The sequence below is a fragment of the Occallatibacter sp. genome (genome assembly GCF_049510455.1).
GTDB lineage: Bacteria > Acidobacteriota > Terriglobia > Terriglobales > Acidobacteriaceae > Telmatobacter.
Window position 1 is genome coordinate 1 of sequence record NZ_JBEKYX010000034.1, and the last position, 20,368, is coordinate 20,368.

Annotated in this window: 16 protein-coding genes and 1 pseudogene; 7 read left to right on the forward strand and 10 right to left on the reverse strand. The window is 59.1% G+C overall.

Annotated elements, in window-relative coordinates; all coding sequences use genetic code 11:
• Nucleotides 1-105: 105 nt before the first annotated feature.
• The 3 genes and pseudogenes from ABSG47_RS08155 to ABSG47_RS08165 all read left to right on the forward strand — a co-directional run bounded on the left by ABSG47_RS08155 (nucleotide 106) and on the right by ABSG47_RS08165 (nucleotide 2,775).
• A pseudogene (locus ABSG47_RS08155) lies at nucleotides 106-1,232 on the forward strand (IS110 family RNA-guided transposase).
• A gap of 436 nt (nucleotides 1,233-1,668) precedes the next feature.
• Nucleotides 1,669-2,340, forward strand: coding sequence for a phosphate signaling complex protein PhoU (gene phoU, locus ABSG47_RS08160; protein ID WP_424168700.1), 672 nt, complete (start codon nucleotides 1,669-1,671; stop codon nucleotides 2,338-2,340).
• 183 nt (nucleotides 2,341-2,523) lie between these two features.
• Nucleotides 2,524-2,775, forward strand: a complete 252-nt coding sequence (locus tag ABSG47_RS08165; protein ID WP_424168702.1) for a GlsB/YeaQ/YmgE family stress response membrane protein — start codon at nucleotides 2,524-2,526, stop codon at nucleotides 2,773-2,775.
• Nucleotides 2,776-2,784: 9 nt separating this feature from the next.
• Here the strand turns inward: ABSG47_RS08165 and ABSG47_RS08170 are convergent, their stop codons facing one another.
• A complete protein-coding gene (locus ABSG47_RS08170) occupies nucleotides 2,785-4,926 on the reverse strand; it encodes a VWA domain-containing protein (RefSeq protein WP_424168704.1) in 2,142 nt (713 codons plus the stop codon).
• A 23-nt stretch (nucleotides 4,927-4,949) separates the two neighbouring features.
• Entirely contained in the window at nucleotides 4,950-8,381 is a 3,432-nt protein-coding gene (locus ABSG47_RS08175) for an outer membrane beta-barrel protein (protein ID WP_424168706.1), read from the reverse strand.
• A gap of 536 nt (nucleotides 8,382-8,917) precedes the next feature.
• Between ABSG47_RS08175 and ABSG47_RS08180 the strand changes: the two genes are divergently transcribed.
• The gene (locus ABSG47_RS08180) at nucleotides 8,918-9,265 is read left to right on the forward strand and encodes a helix-turn-helix domain-containing protein (protein ID WP_424168762.1); all 348 of its coding nucleotides are present in this window, start codon (nucleotides 8,918-8,920) and stop codon (nucleotides 9,263-9,265) included.
• On the opposite strand, the gene ABSG47_RS08185 is transcribed toward ABSG47_RS08180, so the two are convergent.
• The 3 genes from ABSG47_RS08185 to ABSG47_RS08195 all read right to left on the reverse strand — a co-directional run bounded on the left by ABSG47_RS08185 (nucleotide 9,262) and on the right by ABSG47_RS08195 (nucleotide 11,476).
• The gene (locus ABSG47_RS08185) at nucleotides 9,262-10,020 is read right to left on the reverse strand and encodes a hypothetical protein (protein WP_424168708.1); all 759 of its coding nucleotides are present in this window, start codon (nucleotides 10,018-10,020) and stop codon (nucleotides 9,262-9,264) included. The two genes, ABSG47_RS08180 and ABSG47_RS08185, sit on opposite strands and share 4 nt — an antisense overlap.
• 30 nt (nucleotides 10,021-10,050) lie before the next feature.
• Nucleotides 10,051-10,533, reverse strand: coding sequence for a hypothetical protein (locus tag ABSG47_RS08190; protein WP_424168710.1), 483 nt, complete (start codon nucleotides 10,531-10,533; stop codon nucleotides 10,051-10,053).
• Between the two features lie 73 nt (nucleotides 10,534-10,606).
• A complete protein-coding gene (locus tag ABSG47_RS08195; protein ID WP_424168712.1) occupies nucleotides 10,607-11,476 on the reverse strand; it encodes a rhomboid family intramembrane serine protease in 870 nt (289 codons plus the stop codon).
• 53 nt (nucleotides 11,477-11,529) lie between these two features.
• Here ABSG47_RS08195 and purH point away from each other — a divergent pair, with 53 nt between their 5' ends.
• From purH to ABSG47_RS08210, 3 genes are all read left to right on the forward strand, one after another.
• On the forward strand, nucleotides 11,530-13,155 hold the full coding sequence (gene purH / locus ABSG47_RS08200; RefSeq protein WP_424168714.1) for a bifunctional phosphoribosylaminoimidazolecarboxamide formyltransferase/IMP cyclohydrolase: 1,626 nt from the start codon (nucleotides 11,530-11,532) through the stop codon (nucleotides 13,153-13,155).
• A gap of 187 nt (nucleotides 13,156-13,342) precedes the next feature.
• Nucleotides 13,343-15,496, forward strand: a complete 2,154-nt coding sequence (locus ABSG47_RS08205; RefSeq protein ID WP_424168716.1) for a tetratricopeptide repeat protein — start codon at nucleotides 13,343-13,345, stop codon at nucleotides 15,494-15,496.
• A 99-nt stretch (nucleotides 15,497-15,595) separates the two neighbouring features.
• Nucleotides 15,596-16,750, forward strand: coding sequence for a deoxyguanosinetriphosphate triphosphohydrolase family protein (locus tag ABSG47_RS08210; RefSeq protein WP_424168718.1), 1,155 nt, complete (start codon nucleotides 15,596-15,598; stop codon nucleotides 16,748-16,750).
• Between the two features lie 17 nt (nucleotides 16,751-16,767).
• Here the strand turns inward: ABSG47_RS08210 and ABSG47_RS08215 are convergent, their stop codons facing one another.
• The 5 genes from ABSG47_RS08215 to ABSG47_RS08235 form a co-directional block, all read right to left on the reverse strand.
• Nucleotides 16,768-17,178: a PIN domain-containing protein gene (locus ABSG47_RS08215; RefSeq protein ID WP_424168720.1), complete on the reverse strand. Its 411-nt coding sequence runs from the start codon at nucleotides 17,176-17,178 to the stop codon at nucleotides 16,768-16,770.
• 8 nt (nucleotides 17,179-17,186) lie between these two features.
• Nucleotides 17,187-17,492, reverse strand: a complete 306-nt coding sequence (locus ABSG47_RS08220) for an AbrB/MazE/SpoVT family DNA-binding domain-containing protein (RefSeq protein WP_424168764.1) — start codon at nucleotides 17,490-17,492, stop codon at nucleotides 17,187-17,189.
• 99 nt (nucleotides 17,493-17,591) lie between these two features.
• A complete protein-coding gene (locus ABSG47_RS08225) occupies nucleotides 17,592-18,617 on the reverse strand; it encodes an Asd/ArgC dimerization domain-containing protein (RefSeq protein WP_424168722.1) in 1,026 nt (341 codons plus the stop codon).
• A gap of 96 nt (nucleotides 18,618-18,713) precedes the next feature.
• Nucleotides 18,714-19,649 carry a CDP-alcohol phosphatidyltransferase family protein gene (locus tag ABSG47_RS08230; RefSeq protein WP_424168724.1) on the reverse strand — a complete coding sequence of 312 codons (936 nt, stop codon included), beginning with the start codon at nucleotides 19,647-19,649 and terminating at the stop codon, nucleotides 18,714-18,716.
• Nucleotides 19,649-20,365 carry a phosphatidylserine decarboxylase gene (locus ABSG47_RS08235; RefSeq protein WP_424168726.1) on the reverse strand — a complete coding sequence of 239 codons (717 nt, stop codon included), beginning with the start codon at nucleotides 20,363-20,365 and terminating at the stop codon, nucleotides 19,649-19,651. The genes ABSG47_RS08230 and ABSG47_RS08235 overlap by 1 nt, the downstream gene beginning before the upstream one ends.
• Between the last annotated feature and the right edge of the window lie 3 nt (nucleotides 20,366-20,368).

Below are 20,368 nucleotides of genomic sequence, written 5' to 3' on the forward strand. Positions count from 1 at the left end.
AACAGTCAGTATGGAGTGACCGGCGCCGATGCCGCCGACCGTGGGTTAAGCTGTGAGCGTCCGAAGGACGCGCAGTTCAGAGCCACAAGCGGAAGGGAGCCGGTCATGAAGGAGAAGTTACGATTTCTAGGTTTGGATGTCCATGCCGAGACGATCGCCGTAGCGGTCGCCGAGCCGGAGGGCGAAGTGCGAAGTCTGGGCACGATCCCGAACCGCGCTGAGTCTATCCGCAAGCTGATCAAGAAGCTTGGTCCGGCAGACAAGTTGAGAGCCTGTTATGAAGCCGGACCGACGGGTTACGTCGTGTACTGGCAGCTGGCGGAGCTGGGCGTCGAGTGCGAGGTCGTAGCACCCACACTTGTGCCTGTGAAGGCAGGTGATCGGGTAAAGACGGATCGGCGGGATGCAGAGAAGCTGGCACGTTGCTATCGATCCGGAGATCTGACGGCGGTATGGGTTCCGGATGAGGGTTCCGAAGCATTGCGCGATCTGGTGCGAGCCCGCGAAGCAGCCAAGCAGGATCAGACACGAGCGCGGCATCGGTTGAGCAAGTTCCTTCTGCGCTCCGGTCAGCGTGCACCGACCGGAGTTAGGCCGTGGACACGCCCCTATCTGATCTGGGTCGCGCAGCTGCGTTTCGCCCAGATAGCTCAGGAGTCCACACGCCAGGATTATCTGCACGAGGTCGAGCACATGCGGAGCGGGTCGCGCGGCTGGAGCAAGCCATCATGGAAGCGGTGAAGCTGGCATCGCCGGCGCTGCAACAAGTCATTAACGATCTACAGGCACTGCGCGGTATCGCAGATATCTCGGCTGTGACCATTGCGAGCGAGTTGGGCCAGGTATCCCGCTTCGACAGTGCTCGGCAACTGATGGGTTACTACGGCGTTGTACCAAGCGAGGATTCCAGTGGCAAGCGAACCAGACGCGGAGGCATCACGAAGACCGGCAACGCGCACCTGCGACGCATCGTTGTCGAAGCTGCATGGAGCTATCGTCGTCCACCCGGTATCTGGTATGGTCTGCGCAGACGACAGGAGAGCATCTCGGAGGAAGCCAAGGAGATTGCATGGAAGGCGCAACACCGGCTGCACAAGCGATATGTAAAGCTGGGCGCAGCCGGCAAGGATCAGAGAAAGATTGTCACGGCAGTAGCCCGAGAACTGCTGGGCTTTATCTGGGCTATTGGAACTAGAGCCGAGACTATTTCCAGACAGCAAGTTGCAGCCTGACAACAAAAAGCCAAGCAAACATTTCCTGAAAAGAAGAATGCCGATTCGATGAACGCTGACATCCATCTCGAACACAGAGCCGGCAGCAGCCAGGGTAAGCACGAAGGAGAACCCTCGATCGGCCTATGCGACAGGCTTAACCGGACTCGCGATAACAGTCAGAGGCAGCTCCCGACGGATCATGATTATGCGGTTTCGACCCGCGAATATCAGACTGATCAATCGTCGCTAAAACTGCTCCGACTGCTGCTCGCTCTGTCTTCGGGAAAGGGAAAAAAGCAACGACAACGACAAAAACAACCTCACTGTCGTACGGAGTTGACACGGTCACTACATATCAGGCCAACAGCACGTGACCGATCGGATGCGTGACAGCCGTATTTGCAGATGTGTAACATGAATTCATGCACAATCATTAGAAGGAGAACCCGTTCCCGTGCCGCGCATTCACTTCCAGCAGCAGCTTGCTGAGTTAAAGGACAAGATTCTCGCCATGGCTGCACTTTCGCAGCAGGCGGTGGAGTCTGCCGTGTATGCCTACCTCACGCGAGATCAGGGTCTCTGCCAATATGTGCGCCAGAACGAAACGGCCATCAATACGGCGCAGCGCGAGCTGGACGAAATGGCTTACGAGCTGCTGAGCCGCGAGCAGCCCATGGCCATCGACCTGCGCTTTATTCTTGCGGTCATCAAGATCAACGGCGATCTGGAGCGCATCGGCGACCAGTCGCTGGCCGTGGCGCGCCGCACACGCGATGGGCTTGTGCTTGAGCCTATTGAGCTGCCTGTCGACTTTACCGCGATGGGCGAGTGTACCAGCCGCATGATCCGCTCTGCCATTCAGTCGTTGCTCGACGGCGATGCGCGCCTGGCCGATTCCGTACGCGAGATGGACGATGAAGTGGACCGCATGAACCGCCGCGCGCACTCTGACCTGCTCGCGCTGATTCAGGCCGAGCCGCAGCACACGCAGCAGGCCATGAACGGAATCTTCGTCTCCCGCTCACTGGAGCGCATTGCGGACCATGCATCGAATATCGCCACGGACGTGATCTTCTGGATCCGCGGCGCGGATGTTCGCCATCAGCTCAGCCTGTCCGTCGACTAAAACTCCTTCCGCCACATTCCTCTTGTCAAAAGCAGGGCATTTAAGGAAGACTTTTCGCCTGATTCACGGCTGCCTTAGCTGTGTCTGAAGTGGCCTGCGTCCTTTTGCGCAGGCTTCCCGCATGCGCCTGCTCCGTGGGCGCTGCACTCCAACGCATCAGCAACACGCTCTCAGGAGGACGCGATGCATTTCCTGTATGAAATTCTGCTTGGCCTGGTAGCCGGATGGCTCACTGGAAAGATCATGAAGGGCAGCGGCTACGGCTTCATCATGGACATTATCCTGGGCATCGTTGGCTCGCTCGTAGGCGGCTTTCTGGCAATCAAGCTCTTTCACTTCGCGGCCACCGGCCTGGTCAGCGAATTGCTCGTAGCGCTCGTCGGAGCGATTATCGTCGTCGTACTCTTCAGGCTCATCACAGGAAACAGAGCCTGACGCTGCTTCTCATTGTGCGCCGCCTGTTCCAGTGGATGCCGCCGGAGCAGGCGCCGCAGCAGGCTCCTTCACCAGCACGGCAAAGCGCGGGAATGAAAAGCTGCCCGCCGCATCGTCGATCACATTCAACTGGCAGATGTAGGAACCCGGCTTGAGGCCAGCGAGCGGCACATCCAGCTCAACAGCGACGGCATCACGTCCCTCGATGTTAGTCTCCTTTGCCTGCACCAACGGCGATTCATACACCTTTGTAGAGCCCTGGATCAGTTCCAGGCTGCTGAGCAGGTTGATGCCGGGCTTGGTGCCTTTCGGCGCATTCTCCGCCAGCTTCTCGCGGCCCGGCGCATAGATCTCATAGAGCAGATAGAGATGCTGATCCTGCCGGAAGACGTGGCTGATATTCGGCACATACTGCTGGCCCCCGCGCACCAGCGGAGTCTGCGCCTTGCTGGGCTGCCGCGTAGAAGCCAGCACAATGGAGCTCATCCTCAGCGGAGACTTCTTCATATCGGGCAGCGTAATGTCTGCAACAAACGATCCCATGTGGCCCGTCTGATTTTCGCGCACCAGGAACTTGATCTGATATTTACCCGGCGGCAGATTAAAGCTGGTGCTGTACTGGATATTCTTCTGCCGCGCCTGCTGCGCGGAGTCGATATTCAGCTTGACAGTCTCCCTCGCGCGGCCGATGGGACGTTTTGCCTCATCAATCACCGCGCCAATAATATCCAGCGTCGCCTTGTCCTTGTCGCCGCCCTTCACAAACGGAATCTGCGAGCCCGGCACAATGAGCGAAACCGGCACATAGTAGCGGTTGTCATCGAGCCGGAAGTACATCGCATCCAAGTAAATCGCCATGTCTGTTGAAGGCAAATCGCTGCCAAGCTCGTCCTCAAGCTCGCGCTCGCGGTCCTCTTTGCCGGAGTGCTGAAAGTCCGCCGGCGCATAGTAGCCAGGACGGAATTCAAGCTTGACGCCGGGCTTGTTGATCTTCACGGTCAGGTGGCGATATTTGCCATCGCGCGCTGGATTGCTGGAATGAAAGCCAATAGCGTAATACGCCGAGTTATCCTTCTGCACCTGCGCAAAGGCCGGCGCAAAATCGTTCGAATCGAAGAAGGCCTTTCCACCAGTGTCCGAGCTCAGAGTCCCCATCACTTCCTGCGTAGCAAAGTTCTGCTGCATGTTATTGGTGAGCGAAGCTCCGTTATACCCACTGCTGCCGCGCAGGTTGCCTGTGGAGGCATCACCAAGCGGCGAAACCGCCTGCAAGCCGCGCGTATCAACACTGTAGACAGCCAGGTTGGCGCGCACCGCGGCATTGATGGTCGCGCGCAGCGATGCCTGATTCTCAATGCCGTCCCGCGAGATTCCACCGGAGAAATAGAGCAGCGATTTCTTCTCTGTAATACGCTCAAGCGACTTTGAAATAGCCCGCAGTGCGAATAGCTCCCGGTCCGTGTTCAGGTCGTTGTACTCGCTCTCATCGGGCGTGTAACCGGTGGTGTCTTCCACCTGGTTGGAGTTGGCGTTCGCGCCCTGCGCAAAGCCCTGCCCTTCCGTGCCGTTGTAAACGCCCACTTCTTGAATCAACGCGTCCTTGTTGGCTGTAAAGTCCTGATCCACCTTCAGCGTGTCGCCGAGCGAGACAAGCGCCACCAGATCGGCAGCCTGCAATTTGGTCTTGAGGAAATCCCGCGCAGCATTCACGCAGCGTTCCAGATCCTCGGGCTGCATTGAGGTGAGATCGAAGAACATGACGATGAGCCGGTGATTGCGAAGCTCCTCCGGCTTGGCAACCACAACAGCCTTATTGTTGCTGTTGCCCATCGCAAGCCCACTGACGGTAGCCTCGCTGAGCGGCGTGGCCATATCCACACTCTGGAAGTCGAAGCTCACAATCTGCTGCGGCTTGCCGTTCTCCAGGATGGTAAAGTCGCTCTGCTTGAGGCCTTTGACAACTTCTCCGGTCTTCGCATCGCGGGGCACAACATTGCTCAGCACCAGGTCCGAATTGATGCGCATAACGTAGCCAGCATCGGGCTGATTCTGGCTTTGAGTCTGCTGGCTTTGCTGTGCCTGCGCAAAAGCAGGATTCATCTGCGGAACAAGCAACGCAGCCGCAGCCACCGCGGCGGCAAATCTCTTCATCGAGCTATATCGCTTGTGCCGCATCAGAATCGAAACCTCGTCGTAAATTGAAACTGCCGCATCTGAGCCACGTTCAGAACCCGCCCAAAAGTGGAGCTACTTGCATTGGTATCCACAGTGGAATACTGCACGGTGTTGAACGCGTTGCTGGCCGTGGCGCGGAACTCCCAACTGCGCGTGTCACCCATTTGCACCGTCTTTGAGAGCGACATATTGTTTGTAATCGTTCCCGGACCCGTCAGCGGATTGCGCGGCACATTGCCGAAGACCGAGCATGGGTATGGATTGGGTGGCGTGGATGTCGATGTAGATGTGGAACCTGGTTCCGAGAATGCATCAGGATTAAACCAGCTCTGCAGCGAACCTCCGCCGGCTGAAGGCGAAACTCCCTGCACATAATCAGGGCGCAGATTGCCCAGCGTGCCGCACGACGCCTCTTGCGTATTAATGCCATAAGTCAAATTGAGCGGCATACCGGTAGCAAAAGTGAATGCGCCGGAGATCGAAAAGCCCTCAAGAATATGCGAAGCGGTGCCCGAAGTAACCCAGAACTTATCTTTGCCGAATGGCAATTCATAGAGATAGGTTCCGGTCACTTTATGCCGCTGGTCAATGGTGGAATTGCTGACCTCAGCGCCAATATCCTGCCAGTTCTGAGCCGTGATAGTTGTGCCGGTACCGCCTACTCCGCCCGCATTGTCGATCGCATGCATCCACTGATAGTTGGCGCCGAACGAAATGCCCTGCGTGAGCTGCTTGTTCAGACGTACCGAACCCGCGTTGTAATGATAAAACGCTCCGCTCTCGAGGAAATAGAACGGCACACTATTCGGATCGGTGCCTGGGCTGGAAGCCGATGCGCGCGGAGCAATCTTGATGTCCATATTCCCTGCGATGGAGCCGTTATAACCAAGATTCAGCACAACGCCCCACGGCAGCCTCTTCTGCACGTCAAGGCTGTAGACCTGCACATGCGGCACCCTGTAGTGCGGATCGAGTGCGTATATGCCCTGCGCATTCGAGGTAAGAAAACCATCCGCCAGCGAGTAGCAAGGCGTCGCAGCCGAACAGGTATTGGTCTGCTCGTTCACAAACGGGGGCTGATACGCGAAGTTCGTTGCAAAGGTGGAGTACTCGCCGACTGTATAGTTCAACCCGTAGCCCACACGCACCACCATCTGCTTCATCTTCGGCACGCGCCACGCAAGTCCCAGCCGCGGCGAGAAGCCAGTACGGTAGGGATAGATAAGCGAATCCGGCAGCGAACCATAATTCGCGCTTGTTCCACCCGCCACCACCTGGCCCACATTCGTAAATCCGCCAGCGGGATTCGTATCCACCATCGCCAACCGGTTGTACTTCTCGGTATAAGGCGCATAAAAGTCATATCGAAAGCCGTAGCTGAGTGTCAGGCTGGGCTTCACACGCCAGTCATCCAGCACATACATGTCATATACGTTGTCACGCAGGTACGATTTACTCTCCGCAGCCGAAATCGAAGTCGCCTGCGGCTCACCGGTGAGAAAATCCGCCAGCGCCGGTATCGCCTCGCTGCCGTTTTGCTCAAACTGCTGATGATACTGGCCGGTAAATGTAAACGCGCCTGTGGCATTTCCCTGTCCAAGAAAATCGCGATGCACGCGCCGGTAATCGCCACCGAAGCGGAAGTTATGCTTGCCATGAATCCACGCAAGTGTTTCCGAAAGCGAGATCGTCTGCGCAACAGAAAGCGCAGGCTGCACCTCGGTGGGAAAACCGCTGAATTCGCTAACGGTAACATTCGGCACGCCATAATTCTGCGGATTGGAGTTCAGGGCCGCGCCATTGGCGCCAAGAATGCCAAGTTGCGTGGCAATGTCCGCGCCATTGGTGAAGTAGTTAGTGCTGCTGCTGTCCGCGCGATTCCAACTGGCGTTGAAGATATTCGTCAGCTTCTTGTAACCCAGCGTGTAGCCGGCCTGCAGCGAGTAGGAATCAGATGCAGTCTTGCCGCCCAGGATAGGAAGAATGCCCACAGTGTCTGCTGCGGTACGTATCCAGTTGTAGTTCGCGCTAATGCTCTGCCGCAGCCCCTGGCTCTGCTGCCGCGTACGGCGGTTGCCGCCCAGGCCCGGCTGCGTGGCATTGGCGCCCAGGCTCCTCAGGTAACGCGCGCCGGCTTGCGTAGTATTTGTCTGCGCCGTTGTGAGCAGATGGTAGTTAAAGCCCTGCGAAGTGGCGGGGATATTGGGCTCCGGAACATACGCAAGCAACGCCGTGGCCTCCGGAACCGGCGTCACCGTGAATCCATCGCCGAGATTTCCCGCGCGCTGAGCGCCGGTAGGCACCGTCGCGTAGTTGTCCGACGCGATGGAGGCGCGCGTGCCGGAAAGCGTCAGAAAGACTGTGTCCTTATTGCTCGGCTTGGTCAGCCCCGGAATATAAGGCGCGGATATAAACGTCAATCCAAAACGATTCGACCCGTTCGCCGGCTGATCCTGCGGCTGGCCCGTCAGGCTGAAGGGCTCCGCATTCAAAGCCGAGTTCGAGCCGAACCAGAAGACAGCGCCATGCGGCTGGCCGGGATTGAACCCGCGAAAGTTGCCGCGCCCTCCACCGCCGCCGCCAAATCCGCCCGGCCCACCACCACCGGGACCACCCCCAACAAAACCGCCGCCAAACGCACCGCCAAAACCGCCGCCACCGCCGCCAAACAACCCACCTGTGCCTTGAATTCCGCCCTGCGTGCGTATCGTCTCTATCGCATCGCGTATCTGGTCCATATTCACGCCCGCCAGGGGGCTCACCTGACCGGCCTGCCCAGTGATCGAAACCGAATCCCCGCCGAAGTCGCCGCCGCCGGCAATCGAAGGCAACGCCGCGCCATTCCCGCCCGTTACCGTGCCGCCTGCGCTCTGCGTATCGCCGCTCAGCGCGCTCATCAGGCTCAGGTTCTGCGGCCCGCTGCCGGCAAGCTGGCGGATTGCCTGCAGCGCCTGTGCCTGATCGGCCTGCTGCGACTGCTGCGCCGCACGCGAAGCCAGCGAGAGATCAAAATTGACCGCCTGATCGCGGCTGCTGCTTGCGTTGAACAACGCCTCCTGCGAGCCCTGCGCAAAGGCCGCAAACTGCGTGCGAATCACGTACCGGCCATTTTGCGGAATCGTCATGGACCACGCGCCGGTCACATTCGTCGTAGTCGCATAGCGCTTGCCCGTCAGGGTGTTCTGCGCGGTCACCGTCACGCCCGGCAGCGGAGCGCTGCCGCTCTTCACCACGCCGTGCAGCTTGCCTCCCGTCACCGTCGCGTCTTGTGCGGCTGGCGCGGCTGGCTCAGTTCCGGGAACCGCGGGAGTTGCCGCGGACGGTGATACGCTCGGAGCCGGAGCTGGCATCTGAGTCTGCCCGGCACACAAAGACACACTCGCGGCAAAGACACCCATAGCCACCAGCCGCACTGAAACTCTTTGCCGCATCCCGTCTCCCAGATCTTTCAAATTTCTTCGGTATTTTTCGTGTCTCTTTCAAAGAGACGCTCTATTGGGTATGAAGGTTTACCCCCAGGCTACCCGCCGGCAACAACCTGCACTTTCATCATGCCGCAAACCGCAGCGCAGTAATTGAGTATCTCGTTAAGCTTCTTGGACGCCGCGCCATTTTGCCGGTATAAGCTCAGCAACTGGGGGAACTGTGTAGCCTGAATGGCTGCCGCTTCTCGCCTTTGCATGATGGATCCCTGTCGCCTGTATAAATACATTCGCACAACAGGCTGTCACCTTTCCCAGCCGCGGCGAAACTGCAAACACCTTCCTCTATCTTCCGCAAGGCTCAGGGCCGCATCCTGCCGTCGTCGTCTGTACCGAAACAGGAATTGCACCAACTTAGTACCGGCAAGAGGCTCCGTATGGAGCTTCGGGGCTTGCAATCCTGCCGATTGCATGTTTACCTTTGAGTAACTACCGCGCGAAAGACACGCGACCGGTCAAACTGAAACGGGGAGAGTGGAATGGCAATGCAAATCGGTACCACGATTCGCGCGCATCGCCTGCAGAAAGGTCTTTCGCAGGGAGACATTGAAAAGAAGACGGGCCTGTTGCGCTGCTACCTCTCGCGCGTGGAAAACGGCCACACCGTTCCTTCCCTTGACACGCTCTCCAAGATCGCCTCCGCTCTTGATCTTCCGATCGCGCAGTTCTTTGCCGAGGATTCTCTGAACAAGCAGATAAACGCGCCCAGGCTCTCCGATGAAGAACTCAAGTTTCTCACCCAGGTGCGGCGCTACTCGAGCAGCTTGAATAAGCCGGATCGAGAGGTACTTCTGACCATGGTGCGCAAGTTCTCGGCAACGGCCTCGCGCTAGCGAATCAGATACGCATTCACATATTCCGCCAGATGGGCGCGATGAATCGCGCGGTAATCGGCATAATCCGTGCGGATGCCCATGTCTGCGGCATTGAGGGCAATCCACGCGCCGAGAACATTGGCCTGATCGAGGCTTCGTATGTTGCGAATTGAAGCATCCAGATCCGCTTCGTTCAGCGAGCCATCCTTGATCTTAGCGTCAATGTCCGCCAACATGGCGCGCAGCGCCGCGTGTTCTTCGGCAATCGTATGCCGATACCCGCTCGGCGAAAGAACCGCGTTGGCGCTCCAGCCGCCCGCAACCACCGGCTGATTCAGCGTACGCGCTCCGTGCGCAACGCGATACTGCTGGTAGACAATCCACGACGAGCGCCCATCCTTCGTGGAGGCGGCGAGCGCCGGGTCCACCTGCAGCACCCCATTCGGCGTAATGAAATCGGGCCGCGTAATCGCCCGCTTCACGAGCTGATGTCCGGAGCGCTGCGCCCACTGTTCCAGCTCAAACCCCGGAGGATTGGGGCCATAGGGTTCAGCCACAACCGCCTGCACAAACTTCTCCCGCGCGCCATTCACATCGCCGGCATGAAAGAGCGCATCCCCCCAGTAGCGATAGGCCGTCTCCCGGTCAGGGTCAATCGCAATCGCCTTCGCAAACCATGCGCCCGCGTTCTGCACATCATTCAGCCGGGAGCAAGTGTCCCCCGCATAGAGCGCTGCCCTGTACCAACTGGGATCGACCGTTGCCGCCTGCACATACAGCTTCGATGCGGTAGCCCAGTCTGACTACCCAAACGCAGTCTCCGCCTGCTGATATGCAGCCTGCGCCTCCGGTTTGCCCTGGTAGGTATATCCCACCGTCAACGGCAAACCAATCATGGTCGCGCCTGCAAGCGTCTTCGAATCCGCATATAAAGCAGCGCGCACATAGGCGCTGTTATCACCCAGCGACTGCGCGCGCCTCAGCTCGTTCATCGCCTTGATGCGAACCTCGAACTTCTCTTTCGCATCGGTAATCGTAGCTTCCTTCGCGATCAGACCCGCGCCATAGCGCTCCGCAAAGACCGCCACGGCAGGGTCCTGCCGGCATAGGTCTTCATACAGCGGCATCGCCTCCAGCGGCTTTTGCGCAATAAAAAGCGCATTTGCCTGCGTGCGCTCGGATTCAAAGTTTGCTTCATGATGCGCCGCAGTTGGCGGCGTGGCCTGCGGTACAGACTGAGGGGCTGAAGAAAAGAACGCGGCAAAAAGGAAAATGGACGGCACCATGGCGGCGGAAGACCCCTCGAACCAGCATTATGAAATGCGCGGTTATTCTACCAAGCAGTCTTTCCGCCCCGCATTACCGCGGCAACTGCGCCAGGAAGAACGCAAACAGCACCAGTACCCCAAGCACAATTCCAATTGTCGTTCGCAGCCGCACTGAAAAAACGTTGCGCGGCGAGCCGATGCGCGGCACCATAGGCGCGGCAAAGAGCAGCCCACAGGCACAGCCGCCAATGTGCGCCATATAGTCAATCTTCAGACCGGCATGCAACGCGTCCGCGCCATAATTCACCGCAATAGGAATCACCAGGTTGATCGCAGCAAACATGATCACCGAGCGGCGCAGCTTTTTGAGTTCATTTGGAGGCACGGGAAGCCGGGAGCTCTTCAGCAGCACAATCAGCGCCCCGGCAATGCCGAAAACCGCCCCGGATGCCCCCGCGCCGACTGGATAGATCGCATAGCCGTTTTCATGGACCGGCAAGATGACATTATGCGCGATGGAAAGCATATTTCCCGCCGTACCGGTAAGCAGATATACCGCAATCACGCCAAAGGAGCCCATCAGCGGCTCAGCCAGCAGACCCAGGTTCCACAGACACCACATATTCATGCCCAGATGCACAATGCCCACATGCACAAACATGGCGGTGAATAACCGCCACCAGTCGCCATCTACCAGAACTTTTCCTGCCTGATCCGCGCCCCAACTCAAAAGCTGATCGGAGTTTGGGTTATAAAAGCTCACGCCACGCAGCGTCATCAAAACGAAAACCGCAACATTGATCCCGATGAGAACATACGTTGCCGGTGCAGCAGCCCACCAATTCCGTCGCGGGCGCTGCGGCGGCGGAGCCGCGCCACCCGGCGGCAAAATCTCAGGCGAGTAACCAGGCTCGTCATAACCCGGACCCTGCGGATGAAACGATGGGGGATTGCTTCCCATAGCTCCACTTTAACCGATGCGCCTGCTGTACTCTGAACAGTTGGCTTTGCAAAATGCAGGACTGCATAAAGGAGCAAGTTTTGAGCGCAAAAAAGATTCACCGTGCCCTGTTGAGCGTAACGGACAAGTCCGGACTTGTAGAGTTTGCCAAAGCTCTCGCCGGCCAGGGCGTTGAGCTGATCTCAACCGGCGGCACGGCGCGCACGCTGCGTGAAGCTGGTCTCGATGTGAAAGACATCAGCGACCTCACCGGCTTCCCTGAAATGCTCGACGGCCGCGTCAAGACGCTGCATCCCAAGGTACACGGCGGCCTGCTCTACATTCGCGGCAATGCCGAGCACGAAGCTGCCGTGGCAGCGCACGGCATTGCTCCCATCGATATGGTTGTCGTAAATCTCTACGCCTTCGAGAAGACCGCCGCGAAGCCCGGCGTCGCCTTCGGCCACCTCATTGAAAACATCGACATCGGCGGCCCGTCCATGGTGCGCTCCGCGGCCAAGAACTTCGAAGATGTGGCAATTGTGACGCGCGTAGAAGACTACCCAACGCTGACCGAAGAGCTGAAATCCAACAGCGGCGCACTGTCTCGCGAAACACGCTGGAAGCTGGCCAAACAAGCCTTCGCCACGACAGCAGCCTACGACACGGCAATCGCAAACAAGCTGGACCGAATCGCCGAGTCACCGGAACCGGCAAAACCAGCCGCTCCGGACACGAATGCATTTCCATCCACGCTTCGCATCAACTACCCACTCGCGCAATCGCTCCGTTACGGCGAAAATCCCCACCAGCGCGCCGCACTTTACGCCGATGGATCAGGCCTGGGCGTCGCCGGCGCAAAGCAGCTTCAAGGCAAGGAACTAAGCTACAACAACCTCGTCGATCTCGACGCCTGCTGGGAGCTGGCGCTCGAACTCAGCCCGGAGCCAAACGACCCTCCCGCTGTAGCCATCATCAAGCACACCAACCCCTGCGGCGCAGCCACCGGCGCAACAGTCCTCGAAGCCTACCAGAAGGCTCTCTCTGCCGACCCGGTCTCAGCATTCGGCGGAGTCATCGGCATCAACCGCGTTGTGGACGGCGCTGCCGCAGAAGAGATCGCCAAGCTCTTCGTCGAAGCCATCGCAGCCCCCGGCTTTACCGATGAAGCCAAAGAGCGCTTCGCAGCCAAGAAGAATCTTCGCCTGGTTGAAATCCAGCCGGCTCCCGCGCGCCCCGTCGTCAAAAATGTCTCCGGCGGTCTTCTGCTTCAGGATGCCGACACCGGTCGCATCGTGCAATCGGAGCTGAACATCGTCACCAAACGCCCGCCCACATCCAGGGAACTCAGCGCGCTCCTCTTCGCCTGGCGCGTTTGCAAGCACGTCAAGTCCAATGCCATCGTCTACGCATGCCTGGATGGTGAATTCGCCCAGACCGTTGGCGTAGGAGCAGGCCAGATGAGCCGTGTGGACGCCGCGAAGTTCGGCGCCATGAAAGCCGTGCTGCCGCTCAAGGGCACTGTCGCAGCCTCGGATGCATTCTTTCCCTTCCCGGATGGTTTGGAAACCGTCGTGGAAGCCGGCGCGACAGCAATCATTCAGCCCGGCGGCTCAGTGAAAGACGCTGACGTCATCGCGGCAGCCGATCGTCTCGGCGTCGCAATGGTCTTTACAGGAATCCGCCACTTCCGGCACTGATTTCGAGCGGCTTACAGCTTCCAGGGCAGATAGACAGGGGAAATTCCACCTGCCGGGACGTGCGCCTGCGTCTAATCCCGCGTACAATCGTCTGATAAGAAGTAGGAGCCCGCCCACTCTGACGCGCATGGCTTCTGGAGTGAAATTTCACCCTGGAGATGGCGCACCGAGTCTGGATTCCCCTTACATGATGATGATTTCTCAGCATCGTTTGCCGCTCCTCGGGCTGGCTCTATTCGTGTCAGTCCCCGCCGCAATGCTCGCCCAGGCACCAGCTCCGGCTCAGCCGCCTGTTCCCCCTGCCGCTCAGGCTCCCAACCAGCCCAATGCTCTGCCAGACCCGCACGCGGATGCTCGCTCGCAGGCGTATTTCCACGCCGCCATGGCCGGCATGTACGAGGATGAGGCCATGAACACCGGCCGGCCCGAGTATGTGCAGCACGCCGTCGAGGAGTACAAGGCAGCCATCAACGCTGATCCCTCTTCGCCGCAGCTTTACAACGGCCTGGCCGATCTCTACTTCCGCACTGGCCGCGCGCATGATGCCGAAACCACCGCGCGTCAGGTGTTAAAGACGGATGCCAATAACATCGATGCGCTGAAGCTGCTTGGGCGCGTCTATCTGCGCCAGTTGAGCGAGGACCAGAATGCAGGTTCCGCCGCCCAGGCACAGCCCAACAGCAATGTGGCCGATCAGGCCATAGCTACGTATGAAAAGCTCGTCGAGCTCCAGCCGCGCAGCGTCGAACAGCGCATGGTCCTCGGCCAGCTTTACCTGATGAAGCATCAGCAGGCCAAGGCTGAGCAGCAGTTCCAGACCGCGCGCTCCATTGAGCCGGAATCCGAAGAAGTCATCCTCAATCTGGCGCGTGTCTACGCTGAAAACAACGACCTCGCACAGACTGCAAAGATCATCGAGGCCGTTCCGGAAGCCGACCGCACTCCACGCATGGAGTTCACCCTCGGCGCCACCTATGACCAGCTCAAGCGACCCAAGGACGCGATTGCGGCCTACAAGCGCGCCAACGACATGCAGCCCGGCGATCCGCAGACGCTGAATGCACTGGGCCAGGCGCTGCTCAATGACAATCAGCTCGAGGATGCGCTCAAACAGTACAAGAATCTGACCGATGCCAATCCGGACGATGCCGACTCGCTTGTCCGCATCGCCGACATCGAGCGCCGTCAGGGCAAGTATGAAGATGCTTTGGCCGCTGCTCGCAAAGCAGTCAGTAAGGAGCCGGACAACCTTGAAGCCGGCTACAACGAGGGTCTGCTGCTCGATGTGCTCGGCCGCTACGATGAGTCCGCTGCCATCTTTGAGAAGATGCTGGAACAGCCCACCATCAATCTCTCCCACGCCAACGGCGCCTACACGGATAGCGAAAAGAACAACCGCAGCATCTTCCTCGACCGCCTGGCCTCCGTTTACCACGAGCAGGGCAAGGTAGATCAGGCCGCGGCCACATACCAGAAGATGATCGATCTGGGCGGCGATAACGCCATCCGCGGCTACCAGGGCCAGATTGACGCCTACCGCGAATCCCGTGTCTACGACAAAGCCGTGGATGCCGCGCGCGCGGCAGTCACCGCCAATCCGAAAAACCGCGACCTGAAACTGGCGCTGGCGGATGTGCTGGTGGATGCAAGCAAGGGCGATGAAGCCATCACCACGGCAAAGAGCCTGCTGAATAATTCTCCGGACGACCGCGGCGTGTGGCTTGAGATCACGCAGATCGACATTCGCCTCAAGCGCTGGAAAGATGCCGAAGATGCCGTGGACAAGGCGGATGCGCTGGCTACCAAGAAAGAGGAGCGCATCAACGTGCTCTTCCTCAAGGGCGAGCTTGCCGACCGGCAGAAGCACATGGAGCAGGCCGAGGGATTTTTCAAGCAGGTTCTCGATCTGGACCCCAACAATGCCCTGACGCTCAACTATCTCGGCTACATGCTGGCCGATAAAGGCGTTCGCCTTCCTGAAGCCGTCAAGTACATCCGCAAGGCCGTGGAACTCGATCCCACCAATGGCGCGTTCCTCGATTCGCTCGGCTGGGCCTATCTCAAGCTCGGCGAATACGAGCTCTCCGAAGAAAAGCTGCGTCAGGCCGTGGATCGCTCGCAAAGCGACCCAACCGTACATGACCACCTCGGCGATCTCTACGAGAAAACCGGCCGCATCCGCCTCGCAGCCGCGCAGTGGGAGCTTTCCCTCGCCGGCTACGCCAGGTCCTCCGCCGTAGACATCGAGCCCGGCGACGTAGCCAAGGTGCAGAAGAAGCTTGACGGCGCGCACGTAAAGCTCGCCAGACAAGACAACTCCTCCGGCACCGACAAGCCGTAATCCAAATCATTTCCACCAAGCATCGGGCCCGCATTTTCGTTAGAAGATGCGGGCCTCAGCATTTCTGTAACCTGTCGCCTGTACTCTGTAACCTGAGTCATGAGCGCGCCAACAACCATCGGCATACTGCCCACCGCAATCGCCGTCTCGCCTGGCGGCGAACTCACCCGCCGCGCACACTCCGAACCGCCTCACGCCTATCGCTCTCCCTTTGCTCGCGACGGCGCGCGCGTCGTCCACGCTCGTGCCTTTCGCCGCCTTGCCGGCAAGACGCAGGTATTCACGCAGGCTCCCGGCAGCAAGCCCGGCGACCACTTTCGCAGCCGCCTGACACACACGCTTGAAGTCGCGCAGATCGCCCGCACCCTCGCCACATCGCTCGGCCTCAATACTGAGCTGACCGAGACCCTGGCACTGGTACATGACATCGGCCATCCGCCCTTTGGTCATGCCGGAGAAAAGGCTCTCGACCACGCACTCAAGCCCTTCGGCCTCAGCTTCGATCACAACCTGCACGCGCTACGCATCGTCACCTGGTTTGAGGAGCGCTATCCAGCCTTCCGCGGCCTCAATCTCACGCTAGGCGTCCGCGAAGGCATCATCAAGCACTCACGTGATTACTCCGTCGGAGACCATCCGGAGCTGGCCGAATATCTTCTTGAACAACGCCCGCCGCTCGAAGCCCAGCTCATCGATCTCGCCGATGAAATCGCCTACCTCACCGCCGACATCGAAGACGGCATCGACTCCGGCATCCTCGAAATCGGCAGCGTCCACGCCGCCGTGCCGCTCTTCCGCGAGTTTCACTCCGAAGCTAAGGCCAGGTTCCCCAACGCTGCCCCACGCGTACTCGCCGGCGAAGCCACGCGCCGCATGCTGAACGCACTCGTCACCGATCTGCTCAAGGAAGTTCGCCGCCGCGTAGAAACCGCAGACATCGCCACGCTGGAGAAGATTCGCCACGCTCCCGATCGCCTTGCAGCCTTCAGTCCAGCGATGGAGCACGAGCGCATGACCGCCAAGCACTTCCTCTACGCCAACCTCTACAACTCACCCGGCATGGAGCTGATCCACGCCGAAGCCGCCGAAGTTGTCGGAGGGCTCTTCACACGCTTTGTGACGAATCCAGACTTGCTCCCGGATGACCATCGCGAACAGATACCCACTGAGGGCCTGGCGCGCACCGTCACTGACTACATCGCCGGCATGACAGACAGCTTCATCGAGCAGACCTGGGCGAGAATTGCGCCCTGACCAGCGTTGTAAATGAATTATTTTGCAGGTAAAAATTCGATCTTCGCCAGATCCTCAACAGCCTTGAAGCCATAATCCGCCGTAACCAGAACATGCTCCGGCGACTTCATCGCCAGATCCAGCGCAAAAGCATCGGCGTATGAAATGCCGCGATCAACTCGCAGACTTCCCGCGTGTACTGCTCGTTCCGCATCAACTGCAATTATTGTTGCCCCATCCGGAAGAAAACTTTCCAGGATTGTAGCCTCATTCCCGGCGCCGAGCCTCTTGCGGAGTTTCATCGCAATTTCACCCCACTGCACGGCCGATATACATATGCTTGCAATCCCAGCATCGCAATCGCTGAAAACTGCGTCTACCCGGTCTGCTCCAGCTTCGTCGTCGATATACCGAAGTGCTGCTGATGCGTCGAGAACGTAAATTGTCATCCTCGGTCTTACCAGCCCTCTTCCCTTAATTCACGTTCCCGCTCCAAGCGCCGATCTTCCAGCAGTTCATCCGTCATAGAAGGTCCGCCAGCTGTAATGCCGCGCAAATCTCTCCAGGTCAGCCGCTTCTGTGGGACCATGACGATTCGGCCCTCCGCAACGCGCATCACTAGAAACATTCCTGGCTCAATCCCAAGCTCATGTCGGATCGCCGCCGGAATCACAACCTGCCCTTTGGAGCTCATCGTCGCCCTGTGTGGCGAAATGGAGTAATCCAGCGTGAGTGTTTCGGTATCCATAGCCGGCTTAATCATCGCATTCACGTCTTACATCTTCGCGCAGGTAAGACAACAAGTCAAGGTAAGACGATGAAATTTCGTCTTACCTTGGTGCCAGATCCCAAACTAACCTATTTACTGCACCAGCCCCTTCGGCCTAAGCCGCCGCAAATCCAGCGCGCAATCCACAGCATTCTGCGCACTCAACCGCAGATTGTCAGACGCCGCCCACAGCCAGAACCGCGTCACCTGGGATGGATTCCGCCCTTCCACCACCGGTCGCAACCGCACCAGCACGTCATTCTGCCCCGTAGCGGCCAGGTTGGATGGCGAATCCGTGTCCTCCAGAACCAGGTCCACATGGTCTCCACTCAGCGCCTCTTCGATCATCGAAATCGCCACAGGCCGCTCCAGTTCCACGGAAATAGTGAACGCGTGGCCGTGAAAGGTCGGCGCGGCAATCGTCTGCAGAGCCAGAGCCGGCCAACGTCCCAAGCCCAGAACCGCATAATCCCGCCGAACCCGCTCTTCCAGCTTTTGCAGGTTTACCTGCGAGTTCTCACCCATGCCGCACAGCAGGTTGTAGGCTGCCTGTGCGTCATAAATGGCCCGCGGCAGCCCCTGAAAACTGAGCAGATTCACCGTCTGCTGGTGCAACTCATCCATAGCCCCGCGACCAAACTCGCTCGCCGGAGCCAGCAGCGTCGCCGCCGCGCTTCGCACCGGCGCAGACTGCCCAATGCGGCCCAGCAGCAGCCCCAGCGCCAGCGCCGCCGGATGCGCCGGAATCACAGCTTGCGTCAGCAGATCAGCGGGCCCGGCTCCGCCGCCCAGCCACGCCGCGCGCACCAGCACTCCCGCTTCGCCCTCAAGCGCGCCGGAAAGGTCCAGCACCGTCGATCCAGCCCGCAGCGCATTCTGCCAATAAAGCCGCGTCAGCGTCTCCGATCCGCAGAAAAACGTGAAGTCCGCCTTATCAAAGGAATCCGGCTCAAAAGCCTGAACAAAAGTCACCTCGTCGCCCACCTGGTCGAGCTGTCCCTGGCCCTGCTCGTCATCCAGCAGCGTAAAGCTTGCCGCCGCCAGCGGCGACTCCGAGAGCACTTCCTTCAGTTCCTTACCCAGCAGCGTAGAAGCGCCGGCAATTGCAATCTTGTACACGTATCGTCCTTCATTCTGAATTTCACTTTGAATTTTGATGCATGAATTTCCGCTTTTCGATAATCGATGCAATACGGCACAAAGGGAAGAGAAAAGTTATGGCCGAAGCGAGCCGGTCAGCGAGTCAGGCTCCGGTCCGGAGTGCGGGTTGCCCGCCTTACCCGAAGCCGAATCCAGCCGCTTCCGTCTCCGCCAGCTCCATGAGTACGCCGCGCGCGCCCACAACCCGGAGAACAGGTAGAGCAGCGCCGCGCTGAACAGCACTCCCTGCGAGAACCGCAAAATCAGAAACAGCACAATCGCCAGCACCAGCAGAATCTGGAACGGATGGCTGCGCCCGAAGTTGATCTCCTTGCCGGACCAGAAGCGCCACGTGCTCACCATCAGGAAGCCGCAAGCGCCCACCACGGCCATCCACACCAGCGCCACCCACCACGCCTGGTTCGGATACGCGCCAAAGAAATGCACCGTGCTGGCCACAACCAGCGCCGCCGCCGGAATCGGCATACCGACAAAATACTTCCGTCCAGGTCGGCCCGGATTTCTCGGCTGTGCGTCCGGGCTGATATTGAACCGCGCCAGCCTTGAGACGCCGCCAATCAGGTAAACAAAGCAGATGAATCCGCCCGCCCACACCAGGTCCTGCCGCAGATCCGGCCACCAGGTCGGCCGAATCGTCTCGGGCAGAAAATGCACGCCCCACACATACGCCAGCAGGCTCGGCGCCACGCCAAATGTGATCGCATCCGCCAGCGAATCCAGCTCTTTGCCAAACTCGCTCGTCGTATTCGTCATGCGCGCAATCCGGCCGTCCAGCGCGTCAAAGGGAATCGCAAAGAGGATCGCAATTGCTGCATGATCCAGGCGCGTGTGCGCTTCTCCGCTGCTCACCAGCGCTGCAAGCATCTCCAGAATGGCGTAGTAGCCGGCGGCGATATTGCCTACCGTAAACAGAGAAGGCAGCAGATACATGCCGCGCCGCAGTTGCGCCTGAGCGTGTGCCCGTGCCGCTGACTGGTCGCGGTTCGGCATCAGAGCCCCGCCCCCTGACCAGCAGCCTCGCCCGCAATCTCGCCCAGCTTTGCGCGCATCTGCCGGCTCAGATCGGTTTCAATGCGGGAGACAAGAGCGCCTTCGCCCATCATCGCCAGCACGCTCGTTCCACCTTTGACACGCTGGCCCACCTTCACCAATAGCTCGGCCTCGGCAGGCACCACCACGTCCACGCGCGAGCCGAACTTGATCAGCCCCACGAGTTGGCCGCGCTCCACCAGGTCGCCTTGCTTGTAGTCGAAAACAATTCTCCGAGCCAGCAACCCTGCAATCTGCTTGAAGGTAACCTCCATGCCCTCGCCGCGCACCGTCACAACATTCTGCTCGTTGCTTTCGGCGCTGGCCGGGTTCATGGCGTTCAGATACTTCCCCTTCTGGTAGCGAACCGTGCTCAACACGCCGGAGATTGGCGAGCGGTTTACATGCACATCAAAGACGCTCAGAAAAATGCTGATCCGCTGCCGTTCGCCCTCAGGCGTCTGAATGCGCACCGTCTCCGTCACCAGCCCGTCTCCCGGAGAGACAATCAACCCATCCCCTGCGGGAATCAACCGGCTAGGATTCCGGAAAAACCACAGAAAAAAAGCGGCCAGCAGAACCGGCGCGATGCCCCAGGTCCATACGCCCGTAAGCCACACCAGTACCGCAGCCACCGCCAGCAGGCTCAAACCGTAAATGTAACCGTCGCGAACCATCTT

What these genes read in the sequence shown, in the direction of transcription:
- ABSG47_RS08165 (WP_424168702.1), top strand. Translation starts at nt 2,524, where the DNA reads ATGCATTTCCTGTATGAAATTCTGCTTGGCCTGGTAGCCGGATGGCTC.
- ABSG47_RS08170 (WP_424168704.1), bottom strand. Translation starts at nt 4,926, where the DNA reads ATGAAGAGATTTGCCGCCGCGGTGGCTGCGGCTGCGTTGCTTGTTCCG.
- ABSG47_RS08175 (WP_424168706.1), bottom strand. Translation starts at nt 8,381, where the DNA reads ATGCGGCAAAGAGTTTCAGTGCGGCTGGTGGCTATGGGTGTCTTTGCC.
- ABSG47_RS08180 (WP_424168762.1), top strand. Translation starts at nt 8,918, where the DNA reads ATGCAAATCGGTACCACGATTCGCGCGCATCGCCTGCAGAAAGGTCTT.
- ABSG47_RS08190 (WP_424168710.1), bottom strand. Translation starts at nt 10,533, where the DNA reads ATGGTGCCGTCCATTTTCCTTTTTGCCGCGTTCTTTTCTTCAGCCCCT.
- ABSG47_RS08195 (WP_424168712.1), bottom strand. Translation starts at nt 11,476, where the DNA reads ATGGGAAGCAATCCCCCATCGTTTCATCCGCAGGGTCCGGGTTATGAC.
- purH (WP_424168714.1), top strand. Translation starts at nt 11,530, where the DNA reads ATGCAGGACTGCATAAAGGAGCAAGTTTTGAGCGCAAAAAAGATTCAC.
- ABSG47_RS08205 (WP_424168716.1), top strand. Translation starts at nt 13,343, where the DNA reads ATGATGATGATTTCTCAGCATCGTTTGCCGCTCCTCGGGCTGGCTCTA.
- ABSG47_RS08210 (WP_424168718.1), top strand. Translation starts at nt 15,596, where the DNA reads ATGAGCGCGCCAACAACCATCGGCATACTGCCCACCGCAATCGCCGTC.
- ABSG47_RS08215 (WP_424168720.1), bottom strand. Translation starts at nt 17,178, where the DNA reads ATGACAATTTACGTTCTCGACGCATCAGCAGCACTTCGGTATATCGAC.
- ABSG47_RS08220 (WP_424168764.1), bottom strand. Translation starts at nt 17,492, where the DNA reads ATGATTAAGCCGGCTATGGATACCGAAACACTCACGCTGGATTACTCC.
- ABSG47_RS08230 (WP_424168724.1), bottom strand. Translation starts at nt 19,649, where the DNA reads ATGCCGAACCGCGACCAGTCAGCGGCACGGGCACACGCTCAGGCGCAA.
- ABSG47_RS08235 (WP_424168726.1), bottom strand. Translation starts at nt 20,365, where the DNA reads ATGGTTCGCGACGGTTACATTTACGGTTTGAGCCTGCTGGCGGTGGCT.